Source organism: Arthrobacter sp. TJ-178 (assembly GCF_058269275.1).
On sequence record NZ_JBZCNK010000002.1, the window covers coordinates 80,092 to 93,616 of the forward strand.

Annotated in this window: 11 protein-coding genes; 1 reads left to right on the forward strand and 10 read right to left on the reverse strand. The window is 65.6% G+C overall.

The window, feature by feature from the left end:
• Nucleotides 1-46 precede the first annotated feature (46 nt).
• From AC4D2Q_RS06735 to truB, 8 genes are all read right to left on the reverse strand, one after another.
• A complete protein-coding gene (locus AC4D2Q_RS06735) occupies nucleotides 47-1,444 on the reverse strand; it encodes a M16 family metallopeptidase (protein WP_490927334.1) in 1,398 nt (465 codons plus the stop codon).
• Complete coding sequence (locus tag AC4D2Q_RS06740; protein WP_490945772.1) at nucleotides 1,445-3,670, reverse strand: polyribonucleotide nucleotidyltransferase; 2,226 nt, start codon at nucleotides 3,668-3,670, stop codon at nucleotides 1,445-1,447. It lies immediately after the preceding gene.
• A 315-nt stretch (nucleotides 3,671-3,985) separates the two neighbouring features.
• The gene (gene rpsO, locus AC4D2Q_RS06745) at nucleotides 3,986-4,255 is read right to left on the reverse strand and encodes a 30S ribosomal protein S15 (protein WP_104055387.1); all 270 of its coding nucleotides are present in this window, start codon (nucleotides 4,253-4,255) and stop codon (nucleotides 3,986-3,988) included.
• A gap of 134 nt (nucleotides 4,256-4,389) precedes the next feature.
• A complete protein-coding gene (locus AC4D2Q_RS06750) occupies nucleotides 4,390-5,394 on the reverse strand; it encodes a bifunctional riboflavin kinase/FAD synthetase (protein WP_490927332.1) in 1,005 nt (334 codons plus the stop codon).
• Nucleotides 5,395-5,500: 106 nt separating this feature from the next.
• Entirely contained in the window at nucleotides 5,501-6,232 is a 732-nt protein-coding gene (locus AC4D2Q_RS06755) for a DUF4345 family protein (protein ID WP_490945773.1), read from the reverse strand.
• Between the two features lie 114 nt (nucleotides 6,233-6,346).
• Entirely contained in the window at nucleotides 6,347-6,805 is a 459-nt protein-coding gene (locus AC4D2Q_RS06760; RefSeq protein WP_490945774.1) for a hypothetical protein, read from the reverse strand.
• Nucleotides 6,802-7,176, reverse strand: a complete 375-nt coding sequence (locus tag AC4D2Q_RS06765) for a hypothetical protein (RefSeq protein ID WP_490945775.1) — start codon at nucleotides 7,174-7,176, stop codon at nucleotides 6,802-6,804. The genes AC4D2Q_RS06760 and AC4D2Q_RS06765 overlap by 4 nt, the downstream gene beginning before the upstream one ends.
• Nucleotides 7,177-8,118, reverse strand: a complete 942-nt coding sequence (gene truB / locus AC4D2Q_RS06770; RefSeq protein ID WP_490945776.1) for a tRNA pseudouridine(55) synthase TruB — start codon at nucleotides 8,116-8,118, stop codon at nucleotides 7,177-7,179.
• Between the two features lie 64 nt (nucleotides 8,119-8,182).
• On the opposite strand from truB, the gene AC4D2Q_RS06775 reads away from it, so the two are divergent.
• Entirely contained in the window at nucleotides 8,183-9,400 is a 1,218-nt protein-coding gene (locus AC4D2Q_RS06775; RefSeq protein ID WP_490945777.1) for a pyridoxal phosphate-dependent aminotransferase, read from the forward strand.
• 501 nt (nucleotides 9,401-9,901) lie between these two features.
• On the opposite strand, the gene rbfA is transcribed toward AC4D2Q_RS06775, so the two are convergent.
• Both rbfA and infB read right to left on the reverse strand, forming a co-directional pair.
• On the reverse strand, nucleotides 9,902-10,378 hold the full coding sequence (gene rbfA / locus AC4D2Q_RS06780; protein WP_490927326.1) for a 30S ribosome-binding factor RbfA: 477 nt from the start codon (nucleotides 10,376-10,378) through the stop codon (nucleotides 9,902-9,904).
• A 199-nt stretch (nucleotides 10,379-10,577) separates the two neighbouring features.
• Nucleotides 10,578-13,520 carry a translation initiation factor IF-2 gene (infB, locus tag AC4D2Q_RS06785; protein ID WP_490927325.1) on the reverse strand — a complete coding sequence of 981 codons (2,943 nt, stop codon included), beginning with the start codon at nucleotides 13,518-13,520 and terminating at the stop codon, nucleotides 10,578-10,580.
• Between the last annotated feature and the right edge of the window lie 5 nt (nucleotides 13,521-13,525).

A 13,525-nucleotide genomic window follows, 5' to 3' on the forward strand; every position in this document is an offset into this window, starting at 1 on the left:
TTCCCAGCCTTGGGAAGCGCACTTTCTGCTGTGTCGGAGGGGAAGACTAAAAGCCCAGTTCTTCCTTCGACTTGAACGGCCCGACAATCGTGATGGTGCGCGGTGCGGCGGCGAGTTCGGCGGCCAGCGCCTGCACCTGCTCCGCGGTGACGGCACCGATGCGGGCGAGGGACTCGTCAATATCGATGAACTCTCCGCTGACGAGCTCGGCCCGGCCGAGGCGGGACATGCGGGAGCTGGAGTCTTCCAGTGCCATGACCATGCCGCCGGCAATCTGGCCGCGGGCCTTCTTCAGCTCAGCCTCGTCCACGCCGTCCGCTGCCAGGCGTTCCAGCTCGCTGCCCATTAGGTCGATCACCTGACGGGTTTTGGCCGGTGAGCAGCCTGCGTACATGCCAAAGTAGCCGGCATCGGCGTAGGACGCGGAGAAGGAATAGGTGGAGTACACCAGGCCGCGCTTTTCGCGGATCTCCTGGAACAGTCGCGAGGACATGCCGCCGCCCAGGATGGTGTTCAGGACGCTCATGGCAAAGCGGCGGTCATCGGTGGCCGTCAGGGACGGGCACCCCATCACCACGTTTGCCTGTTCCACGGGCCGGTTGATGACCTGCACGCCGGCGGTGCCGGAGATCACGGCCGGGTCGGTGTTGCGGCGCGGGGCGGGCGAGGCATCCTCGGAAAGATCCCAGCCGGCCTTCTTCAGGGCGTCGAGCACCATGGCGCAGACGTCGTCGTGCTCCAGGCCGCCCGCAGCGGTGACCACCAGTTCGGTGGGCCGGTAGTAGCGCCGGTAGTGTTCCAGCACGGCTTCGCGCGGAACGCTCATAATGGCTTCGGGAGTGCCGCCGATGGGCCGGCCCAGGGCATGGTCGCCCAGCACGGCTTCGGCAAACTTTTCGTGGCACAGATCCGCGGGGTCGTCGGCATCCATGGCGATTTCTTCCAGGATGACGTCGCGTTCCTGCTCCAGTTCCTCCGGGTCAAGGACCGCGGAGGTGATCATGTCCGTGATGACGTCGATGGCCATCGGCAGATCGCTGTCCAGCACCCGTGCGTAGTAGCAGGTGCTTTCCTTGGCCGTGGCTGCGTTGGATTCGCCGCCGACCTCGTCAAAGGCCAGTGCGATGTCCAGCGCGGAACGGCGCGTGGTGCCCTTGAACAGCAGGTGTTCAAGGAAGTGGGTTGAGCCGTGCCGGCCCGCGGCTTCATCCCGCGAGCCGACACCAACCCAAAAACCGATGGTGGCGCTCCGCTGGCCCGGCATGGCCTCGGTCAGCACGCGCACCCCGCCCGGAAGGACGGAACGGCGTACGACGGCGCCTCCCGGAGTTCCCGTCACCAGGGACGGTTCGCCGGGAAGAGTGGTCAGCGGAAGGCGGACAACCGTCCCGGATGCCGGAGCGTGTCCGGCATCGGGACGGTTTCCATCAGTAATATGCGGCATTTACTCTGCGGACTCGGCTTCCGCTGCTTCTGCGCCTTCGGCGTCGTCAGCAACTACCGGGGACAGGGAGAGCTTTCCGCGGTCATCGATCTTGGTGATTTCCACCTGGATCTTCTGGCCGACGGAGACAACCTCGTCAACGTTGTCCACGCGCTTGCCGCCGGCGAGCTTGCGCAGCTCGGAGATGTGCAGCAGGCCGTCCTTGCCCGGTGTCAGGGAAACGAAGGCACCGAACGTGGTGGTCTTCACAACCGTACCCAGGTAACGCTCGCCGATCTCAGGGACCTGCGGGTTGGCGATCGCGTTGACCGCCGCACGGGCAGCCTCGGCGGATTCGCCGTTGGTTGCGCCGATGAGGACCGTGCCGTCATCTTCAATGGAGATGTCAGCGCCGGTGTCCTCCTGGATCTGGTTGATCATCTTGCCCTTCGGGCCAATGACCTCGCCGATCTTATCCACGGGGATCTTCACCGAGATGATGCGCGGGGCGTACTCGGAGAGCTCGTCCGGGGTATCGATCGCAGCGTCCATGACACCGAGGATGTGCAGGCGGGCTTCGCGGGCCTGCTTCAGTGCTGCTGCCAGCACGGAAGCGGGGATGCCGTCGAGCTTCGTGTCCAGCTGGATGGCCGTAACGAACTCGGAGGTACCGGCAACCTTGAAGTCCATGTCACCGAAAGCATCTTCGGCGCCGAGGATGTCGGTCAGGGCGGCGTAGCGGGTTTCGCCGTCAACCTGGTCGGAGACCAGGCCCATGGCGATACCGGCAACCGGAGCGCGCAGCGGAACACCGGCATTGAGCATGGACAGCGTCGAGGCGCAGACCGAACCCATGGAGGTGGAACCGTTGGAGCTCAGGGCTTCGGAGACCTGGCGGATGGCGTAGGGGAATTCTTCACGCGTCGGCAGCACCGGCATGAGCGCACGCTCTGCCAGGGCGCCGTGGCCGATTTCGCGGCGCTTGGGCGAACCCACGCGGCCGGTTTCACCGGTGGAGTACGGCGGGAAGTTGTAGTTGTGCATGTAGCGCTTGCGCGTTACCGGCGACAGCGAGTCAATCTGCTGTTCCATCTTGAGCATGTTCAGCGTGGTGACGCCCAGGATCTGGGTTTCGCCGCGCTCGAAGATGGCCGAACCGTGCACGCGGGGCAGAACCTCAACCTCGGCGGTCAGCTGGCGGATGTCCGTCAGACCGCGGCCGTCGATGCGGACCTGGTCCTTCAGGATGCGCTGGCGCACAACCTGCTTGGTGACGGAGCGGAATGCTGCGGAGATTTCCTTCTCGCGGCCTTCGAACTGGCCGGCGAGCGAAGCAACAACTTCGTCCTTGAGCTCGTCGGCGGCAATGTCGCGCTCCTGCTTGTCAGCGATGGAGAAGACCTTGGCCAGCTTGTCAGCGGCTGCGGCTTCCACGGCTTCGTAGACATCGTCCTGGTAGTCCAGGAAGATCGGGAACTCGACGGTGGGCTTGGCGGCGCGGGCAGCCAGGTCCGACTGTGCTTCGCACAGAACCTTGATGAACGGCTTGGCAGCTTCCAGGCCCTCGGCGACAACCTCTTCGGTCGGGGCGGTGGCGCCCTCTTCCTTGATGAGGTTCCAGGCGGCGTCGGTGGCTTCGGCTTCCACCATCATGATGGCAACGTCGTCACCGGCGATGCGGCCGGCAACCACCATGGAGAACACTGCGCGATCCAGTTCGGAGTGCTTCGGGAAGGCAACCCACTGGTCGTCGATCAGGGCAACGCGGACGCCGCCGATCGGGCCGGAGAACGGCAGGCCGCTCAGCTGGGTGGACATGGAGGAAGCGTTGATCGCAACGACGTCGTACAGCACGTCGGGGTTGATCGCCAGGACGGTGACCACAATCTGGACCTCGTTGCGCAGGCCCTTCACGAAGGCGGGGCGCAGCGGGCGGTCCATCAGGCGGCAGGCCAGGATGGCTTCGGTGGACGGGCGGCCTTCGCGGCGGAAGAACGAGCCCGGGATGCGGCCGGCGGCGTACATCCGCTCTTCGACATCCACGGTCAGCGGGAAGAAGTCAAAGCCTTCACGCGGGGACTTGCCGGCGGACGTAGCCGACAGCAGGACGGTGTCATCGTCGATGTACACAGTGGCTGCGCCTGCAGCCTGCTGGGCCAGACGGCCGGTTTCGAAGCGGATGACGCGCTGGCCGTATTTGCCGTTGTCAATGACGGCTTCTGAGAACTGAATTTCGGGACCCTCCATAGAGAGTCACCTCCGTTTCTTTGTTGGCGGAGGCATCCAGCACCGTCCCAATAAACGCGTTCGCCGCTGTAAGCGGTTCGGTTCAACACCCGGTCTTCGATCGAGGTCCACGGGCAGAAACTCCCGGAGACCACTACCGAGGACCGCGAATGCTGCGATGCTGGCTGACTCCTGTTGATATGTGCTGTAGTGCTTGGTTACTGCCGTAGTGCCTGGATCATTCGAGGGCAGGTGCGCTTCCGGTCAGAGCCGGTGTCCATGTCTGCCTGAAAAAGGGCGGCACCCACGAAACGCAGGGGCCGCCCTCTCCAAAGACTACTTGCGCAGGCCGAGGCGCTCGATGAGCGCACGGTAGCGGGTGATGTCCGTATCCTTGAGGTACGAAAGCATACGACGACGGCGACCAACCATGGCCATCAGGCCGCGGCGGGTGTGGTGGTCGTGCTTGTGCGTCTTCAGGTGTTCAGTCAAGTCGAGGATGCGGCGCGAAAGCACTGCAACCTGAACCTCGGGCGAACCGGTGTCGCCTTCGGCCCGAGCGTATTCCTTGATGATTTCCTGCTTGACTACGGGATCAAGTGCCAATGTAACTCTCCTAGAGTTGTGCCGTGAGGCCCGAGTCAGCACTGCGCTGCCGGGGATCTTGGCGCCTTAGGATAAATCCTGAAAGACACAAAGAAATTCAGCCGCCACGGACCGCAGCCGAATTTGATAACAGTTTACCTGTCCCCGCTGCTATCTGTCGAAAGCACATCCCTTGTGCGCGCCACGTCAAGGCGCATCTGCTCAATCAGGGCCTCCGGGCCGGTATACGCCACCATGCCGCGGAGCCGTTCCACGAATTCCACCACCACGTGCTGTCCGTACAGATCAAAATCGGTGATCTTCTCGTCCGGCCGGTCAATCACATGGGCTTCCACCTGCCGGCTGACACCGTCAAAGGTGGGATTGGATCCAACGGAGATGGCGGCGGGCCAGCGGATGCCGGCTTCATCGACCAGCCAACCGGCATAAATTCCGTCCGCGGGGATCAGGCCGCTGGCTTCGGGGGCCAGGTTTGCGGTGGGGAAACCGAGCTCCCGCCCCCGGGCAGCGCCGTGGATGACTTCTCCGCGCATGCGGTGGGTGCGGCCCAGCAGCCGGGCGGCGGTGCGTACGTCGCCGCTGCGCAGCGCTTCGCGGATCCAGGTGGAGGAGCAGCGGCGGCCTTCGGACGCTGCTGAACCCTCGGCGCCGGTCCCCTGCGGCAGGGCACCGAAGTCCTCGACCGCCTGGACCTCAAAGCCGAGCTTGTCGCCCAGCTCGCGCATTGTCTGCAGGTCGCCGGCGTTGCCGCGCCCAAAGCGCACGTCATGTCCAATGACCACCGCGCGGACATGGAGTCCGTCCACGAAGACCGTGCGGACAAATTCTTCAGCGGTCAGGGACGCCAGCTGCAGGTCATAGTGCATCATCAGCAGCCCGTCCAGACCGGTGGCGGCCAGCGCCTCGCGCCGGTCCACTGCTCCCATGATCAGCTCCGGGGCCGCCTCGGGGCGGTGCACCTGGGCCGGATGCGGGTCGAAGGAAATCGCCACCGCGGCGGCATCCTTTTCGCGGGCCACCTTCACCAGCCGGTCCAGCACGTGCTGGTGGCCCACGTGGACGCCGTCGAAGTTACCGAGCGTGACTACTGTCGGACCAATGCCGGCAGGAACCTCTGCCAGGCCATTCCAGTAGTGCACACAAGCTCCTTAAAACGGGCGTTCCGGGGTCGCGGCGGAGCCGCGGAAGATACGGCCCGAGCAGCGCATGGCTGCACCGGACCTATCCATTATGGCCGAAAAAGGTTCAGCCCTGCGTACCGCCGGCGGAAGCGGTCCCCTGCGGGCCGGATGCACCCTCGCTGTACTCCCGCTTCAGTTCGCTCGTCTTGGCAATGAAGCGGTGCCATACCAGCAGGGCCGGCGGGAACGCCAGCTCCAGGATCATGAGGATGATCATCGTGTAGTGCGGGGTGCCGCTGAAGGCCCAGGACAGCACGCGTCCAATGCCTCCAAGGAAGACCATCAGGCAGACCAGCCACAGCATGTTGGCCCACTGGAACTTCACGGCAATGGCGATGAAGGCCGCGCCGACACCCACCATCATGGCCGAGAAGAAGCGGAACTGGGATTCCAGGGAGGCGTTGACTTCTCCTCCGCCGGTGTCCGCTACCCCCGCCGTTCCGGTGGTCAGGTAGTAGACACCGACGCCGGCGATGAGGACACCCACGCCAATGACGACGGCGCGGAAGACGCCCCAGTCATCGCTGCTCTTGTAGGGCTTGTTGCGGGTCTTGGTCCGCTGCTTGCCGCCGGTGCCGGATGCGGGGCCGGCCGGGGTGGTCCCGGACGGCTTGCCCGCCGGAGGAACCTGCAGCCGCTCGGTGGGCCGGGCCTCCTGGCTGACGCCGGGAACATGCGGTTTCCGGCCTCCGGCGGCAGGCTGCTGGCCGGACGACTGCGCGGCTGCACCCTGGGCGGACTGCCCGGGGCCGGTCCCGCTTTGGCGGTCACTGGGTGTGGAAGCCGAGTTGCTCATTTTTCCCCCTGGAGGAATGGAAAACGTGCGGATGTGATGCATTCTTCTGCCATCGTCTCACGCATCAGGCATCCCGGCGGCCAGGGTGCCGCGGCTTGATTTAGGCGGGTTGACTCAGCCGCGGGCTGACGCGTCCGCCCGGTGCCGGTAAAGCCACCACAGGCCAAGCACGGGAAGGATCAGCGGGACGTAGCCGTATCCGGCTCCAAACCCTGACCAGACGGTGTCATCGGGCAGCGCGGCGGGATCCACCAGTCCGAAGATGCCCACGGCCAGCACACCGATCATTTCAATGCCGACGGCGGCCACTGAAACCCGGTAGGACGACGCCCCGGATTTGGACAGTCCCACGGTGGCAATGATGTAGACCACGGCAGCCAGGGCAGAGAGCAGGTACGCCAGCGGCGCCTGGTCAAACTTGGTGGCTATCTGGAACACGGCACGGGCGGTCGAGGACAGCGCAAAAACGGCGTAGACAGCCACCAGCAGTCGGCCTGCTCCGGTGTTGCGGGCTGCAGGCTGCGCCGCGTCCCGGCCGGAGGCGGCACCGGGTTCGGACTTATTCACATTCATGCGAGGGGGGCTCCATCCCAGATCTGTTCCATCCGGAACAGCATGACAAATACCGTGATGCCCACGGCACCAAGGACAAGGTTGCTCCAGCGGCTGCGGTCCATGAGGGACCACCACGTTGCGCCGATCGGAACAATGAGGGCAGTGAAAAGGTATCCCCAGAACTCCCAGACTTCTCCGGCAACCCCTTCGCCGCCAACCTGGCGGATAACGGCAGCCACACCGTAAACAAGGAGGAAGAGCTCCACGGCCGCCACGGAAAGAATGGTGAGGTCATTGGGTCCGTGCTTCAGGATGGCCGCACCGAAGCACAGCACCACCGACACAAGGCACACGACGGTGCCCACAATGAACAGCGGATCGACTACCACTTACGCCGCCTCGTTTCCCGGAGCGAAGACCAGCAGGGCCTTGGCATAAGCGGCGGGGAAGGCCGCTGCGGCCTGGCCCCTGTTCTCCAGCAGTCCCACCAGCGTGCCGCTGGGGGCAAACGCGGCCACCGGGGTGGCGGCGTCCACGCCTGCAATGTCCGACGGCGGGATGCGGCGGCCGTGGGAAAGATCGGCTGCTTCGGCGTCGCTGAGTTCACGGACCGGGAACAGGGCCCGGGCGGCGTCGTCGAGCTCCAGGACCGAAAGGTCCGTGGCCAGCTGCTCCAGCGTAGCGGCCTGCTCCAGGCTGTACGGGCCCACGCAGGTGCGGCGCAGGGCGGTCAGGTGGCCGCCGACGCCGAGGGCCGCTCCCAGGTCGCGTGCCAGCGCACGGATGTAGGTGCCCGAGGAGCAGTCAACGGTGACGTCGACGTCGCGCAGTTTCCCGCCGTGTTCGCGGCGGATATCGTGCACCTCGAAGCGGGACACGGTCACCGGGCGGGAGGGCAGGTTGACCTCTCCCCCGGCCCGGACGCGGGCGTAGGAACGCTCGCCGTTGACCTTGATGGCGCTGACGCTGCTGGGGACCTGCTGGATGTCGCCGGTCAAATCCGCGACGGCTGCCATGATGTCCTCGTCGGTGACCGCCGCCGCAATGGTCTCGGCCGTGATCTCGCCTTCGGCATCATCGGTGACCGTTGATTGGCCCAGCCGGATGGTGGCCTCATAGGTCTTGGAGGTGCCCACAATGTACGTCAGCAGCCGGGTGGCCTTGTTAATGCCCACCACCAGCACTCCGGTGGCCATGGGATCCAATGTCCCTGCATGCCCCACTTTTCGGGTTCCCGCTAGTTTCCGCAGGCGGCCGACCACATCGTGGCTGGTCCATCCCTGCGGCTTGTCCACAATAATCAGCCCTGAACGGACCTGCCCGGAATTCACGCCTTTCAGTATATGCGGCCCCGGCCTAAGGTTCCTGACGCCGCAGTGGCGATACGATGCACAGATGCCTGAGCTCTCACCCCACGTCCGGAATGCGTCCGCCAACCAGATCCGGGAAATCACCCAGTCGGCCTGGGCGCAGCCGAATTCGATTGTGCTCAGCATCGGCGAACCCGGCTTCCCCACACCGCCGCACATCCTCGAAGCCGCCGCCGCAACGCTGGGCAGGGACGAGACCGGCTACACCCCCAACGCCGGCATCATGCCGCTGCGCGCAGCCTTCGCGGAGCGCACCGGCCGGCAGAACGGTGTCGAGGTTGCCCCGGGCCGGGCCTTTGTGACGTCCGGCGCCCAGCAGGGCCTGCACCTGGCCATGAGCATGCTGCTGGATGCAGGCGATGAAATTCTCATTCCGAATCCCGGCTATCCCACCTTCGCCATGACGGCCCGGCTGCTGCACGCGACGCCGGTGGAGTATCCGCTGTACCCCGAACACGATTTCCAGCCGCGCATCGAGGACATTGAGGCTCTGATTACCCCGCGGACCCGCGTCCTGCTGCTGAACTCCCCGTCCAATCCGCTGGGCGCCGTATTCAGCGCGGACCTCGTGGCGGACCTGGTCCAGCTCGCCCGCCGCCGGGACCTGTGGATCATTTCCGATGAGTGTTACGAGGCGTTCACCTACGACGTCCCCCACGTCAGTCCGCTGGCGTACGACGGCGCCGGGACGGGTTCGGATGCGCCGGCCGGCGGCGGGGAACGCGTCATCGTGTCCGTTACGCTTTCCAAAACCTACGGCCTGACCGGCCTGCGGATCGGCGCCCTGATCACTCCGGCCGGCTTGGAAACGCAGATGAGCACTGCCATGGAGTCGATCGTGTCCTGCGTGGCCTCGCCGTCGCAGTACGCTGCTCTCGCTGCCCTGACCGGCCCGCAGGACTACGTCAGCGAAGCCGCCGAACACTACCGGGCCAACCGGGACGCCGCCGCTGCCGTCCTGGATGCCAAGGGAATTCCGTATCTGAAGGCCCAGGGTGCGTTCTACCTCTGGGCGGACGTCTCCCATGCATCGGCGGGCGACGTACGGGCCTGGTCCCGGAAGTTCCTCGCCGAGCAGGGAGTTGCTGTGGCTCCGGGCACCGCCTTCGGCTCCATCGGCGAAGGGTGGATCCGGATTGCCCTGTGCGGATCCCGCGAGGAGCTGGTGACCGGACTGGGACGGCTTCCGGACCGCGCCGGCCCCGCCGCCCCTTCCGATGTCTTCGTGCCCGAGACGAGGTAGTTGCCCCGTGCCGGCGCTTCCGGCACCGCGGAGGGACCCCGGCTGCCCTGATGCCCCGAGTGTAGAGATAGTGCCGCTTCCCCCACCCCAGTGTTGAGATGATGCCGCTTCCGAAGCCCCAAAAGGCGATCGTCGCGTCAGTGGATGCAGCATTACCGCACGATCTCGACAGTCGGGCCCATCCGGGGCTCGCGCAATTCTTCGTGCAGATCACGGGTCATGGCGCGATCCTTCGTTCAGATAAGGGGCTTATTCGTCTCCAAAACATGCCTTTGAGCCCGGGTACTGCACGAAAGAATCTGCCGACCCCCGTATCAGCCCGGGAACTGCACGAAGGAATCTGCCGACCCCCGTATAGCCCGGGAACTGCACGAAGGATCCGCCCCGGCCGTGGATCCGCCGGTTGAATCAGTTCTCTGCCCACCCGGCAGCGACGGGCCACAGCAAAAAGGACGGCTCCCCCGCAGGGAAACCGTCCTCTTTGTCTGATGCGCGAAAAGCCTACTTGGCGTCGGAGCCGGCCTGAGTTTCCTCATCGGCCTCGTCGTCGTCTTCGAAGTCCTCGTCCTTGCGGTACGGGTCAGCGTCGCCGGCATAGGTGGCGCCCTTCTTGAGGGCTTCCAACTCTGCATCGCGGGCCTTAGCGGCGCGGATCAGTTCCTCAAGGTGGCTGGCGTTCACGGGGATCTCGTCAGGGACGAATTCCAGCGTGGGCGTCAGGCGCACGGTGATGTTCTTGCCGACCTCGGCGCGCAGGATACCGCGGGCGGACTCCAGTGCTGCCTTGGTGTCTGCCTGCTGGGCTTCATCGCCGAAAACTGTGTAATACAGCGTGGCGTGCTGCAGGTCGTTGGTGACACGGGCGTCAGTGAGGGTCACAAACCCCAGCCGGGGATCCTTGATCCGCCGTTCCAGCGCCTGGGCAACTACAACCTTGATTCGGTCAGCGAGCTTTGCAGCGCGTGCTGGATCTGCCATTACCTCTCCTTAACTAAGTTTTGTGGGTCGCAGCACGACGACGGCGCAGGCCGGTCAGTCGTGTGCGTCATGTGTCGGCGGGCAGGACCGGAGCAATCCGGAAGCCGGGCCGACCTCGGCGGAGGCCAGCCGCACCATGGCTGCTGGCCCTCCCGCCGGGGCGGGGCCGCCGGAATACCGGCGGCCCCGCAGGGTACTGCTAGACGCGCGGCTTCTCCCGCATTTCGAAGGTTTCGATGATGTCGCCCTGGTTGACGTCGTTGAACGAGCCCAGGCCGATACCGCACTCGAAGTCCGTGCGGACCTCGGTGGCGTCGTCCTTGAACCGCTTGAGCGACTCAACGGTGAGGTTGTCACCGATGACCTTGCCGTCACGGGTGACCCGTGCCTTGGCGTTGCGCCGGATAACACCGGAGCGGACGATCGAGCCGGCGATGTTTCCGAACTTGGAGGAACGGAAGACTTCGCGGACCTCGGCGGTGCCGAGCTGGACCTCTTCGTACTCGGGCTTGAGCATGCCCTTGAGTGCAAGCTCAATGTCATCGATTGCTGCGTAGATGACGGAGTAGAAGCGCATGTCCACGCCTTCACGCTCTGCCAGGTCGGCAACGCGCTCGGCCGGCTTGACGTTGAAGCCAATGATGACTGCGTTGTCCACAGTCGCCAGGTTGACGTCGTTCTGCGTGATGGCACCGACGCCGCGGTGGATGACGCGCAGCTGCACGCCTTCGCCAACGTCGATCTTGAGCAGCGAGTCTTCCAGAGCTTCCACGGCACCCGAAACGTCACCCTTGAGGATGAGGTTGAGGGTGTCGACCTTGCCGTCAGCCACAGCCTGATCGAAGTCTTCGAGGCTGATGCGCTTGCGGCGCTTGGCCAGGGCGGCGTTGCGGTCCGCTGCTTCACGCTTTTCAGCGATCTGGCGGGCGGTCCGCTCGTCGTCGGTCACGAAGAACGTGTCACCGGCGCGGGGAACGTTGGACAGACCCAGCACCTGCACCGGACGGGAAGGTCCGGCTTCGGTGACGTTTTCGCCGTTCTCGTCGAACATGGCACGGACGCGGCCGTGGGCCGTTCCCGCCACGATCGTGTCGCCGACCTTCAGCGTTCCGGACTGGACCAGAACGGTGGCAACTGCACCGCGGCCCTTGTCCAGGTTCGCTTCGATTGCGATACCGCGGGCGTCCTTGTTCGGGTTGGCGCGCATGTCCAGGGCAGCGTCTGCGGTGAGCAGCACGGCCTCGAGCAGGGCGTCAATGTTGAGGTTCTGGCGGGCAGAGACCTCTACGAACATGGTGTCGCCACCGTATTCTTCGGGAACCAGGCCGTATTCGGTCAGCTGGCCGCGGACCTTCTCCGGGTTGGCGCCTTCCTTATCGATCTTGTTCACTGCGACCACGATCGGCACATCTGCTGCCTGGGCGTGGTTCAGCGCTTCAATCGTCTGAGGCATGACGCCGTCGTCGGCTGCGACAACCAGGACGGCGATGTCGGTCACCTTGGCACCACGTGCACGCATGGCGGTGAACGCCTCGTGGCCCGGGGTGTCAATGAAGGTGATCGGACGCGTAGTGCCCTCGTGATCGAACTGGATCTGGTAGGCACCGATGTGCTGGGTGATGCCGCCGGCTTCACCTTCAACCACCTTGGTGTTGCGGATGGCATCCAGCAGGCGCGTCTTACCGTGGTCAACGTGACCCATGATGGTGACTACCGGAGGACGTGCCTCGAGGTCTTCGTCGCCTTCTGCTTCCAGCTCGGCATCGAAGTCGATGTCGAAGGTGCTCAGCAGTTCGCGCTCTTCGTCTTCTGGCGAGACAACCTGGATCTTGTAGCCCAGTTCCGAACCCAGGACGCCGAACGTCTCTTCGTCCAGGGACTGAGTAGCCGTTGCCATTTCACCGAGGTGGAACAGTACGGTCACCAGTGCTGCCGGGTTTGCCTCAATCTTGTCGGCGAAGTCCGTAATGGACGCACCGCGGCGCAGACGGACAACAGTGTTGCCGTCACCGCGGGGCACCGAAACGCCGCCCAGCGACGGAGCTGACATCTGCTCCAGTTCCTGCCGCTTTGCCCGCTTCGACTTGCGCTGCTTGCCGCGTCCTGCGCCGCCCTTGCCGAAAGCACCGGCAGTGCCGCCGCGTCCGCGGCCGCCCTTGCCGAAGCCGCCGCCAACGGGTGCGCCGCCGCCTGCACCGGGAGCTCCGCCCGGAGCGCCGCCCGGTCCCCTGCGGGGACCGCCGCCGGCACCGCCGCGTGCCGGGGCTGCCGGACGCTCGGTGCGGTTGGGCATCATGCCCGGAGTCGGACGGGGACCGCCGGGGCCGGCGGGACGTGCCGATGCCGGACGCGGGGCGCCCGGACGGGGTGCGCCGGGACGCGGAGCGCCCGGACGCGGTCCGCCGGAGCCTGCTGCCGGACGGGGACCGCCGGCGCCAGCTGCTGCCGGACGCTCGGTGTTCTCGTCACGACGGCCCGGACGGGGCATTCCCTGGGACGGAGCAAACGGGTTGTTGCCCGGACGCGGTGCGCCGGTTCCCCGGTCGTTCTCGCCGCGGCCGCGGGGTCGCGGCATGCCCTGCGAAGGGGCGAACGGGTTGTTGCCCGGACGTGCCGCGGGACGCGGTGCACCCGGACGGGGAGCATTGCTGCGGGTGCCGGTTTCGGCGGAAGCAGCAGGCTTTTCAGCCTCGGGGGCCTTGGGGGCCGGACGTGCACCGGGCTTGGCGCCCGACGTCGGAGCAGCGGCAGGCTTCTGCGCAGCGGGGGCCGGAGCCTCCGGAGCCGAAGCGGGTGCTGCCGGGGCGGGTGCCGCCGGTGCCGGAGCAGCTGAAGCTGCCGGAGCCGGTGCTGCGGGAGCCGGAGCGGCCGGAGCCGATGCGGCGGGGGTGGGCGCCGCCGGAGCCGGAGCAGCGGGTGCTGCCGACGGGCGGGGACCGGGGGTGCCTGCGGATGCCGCGGGCTTGGAATCGGACTTCGATTCGGACGCCGGGAAGGCGCCGCGAAGTTTCTTGACTACGGGTGCCTCAATTGTTGATGAAGCGGAACGGACGAATTCGCCCAGTTCCTGCAGTTTTGCAACTGCATCCTTCGAGGTGATGCCGAGCTCTTTGGCGAGCTCGTGTACGCGGACCTTGGCCACATTTC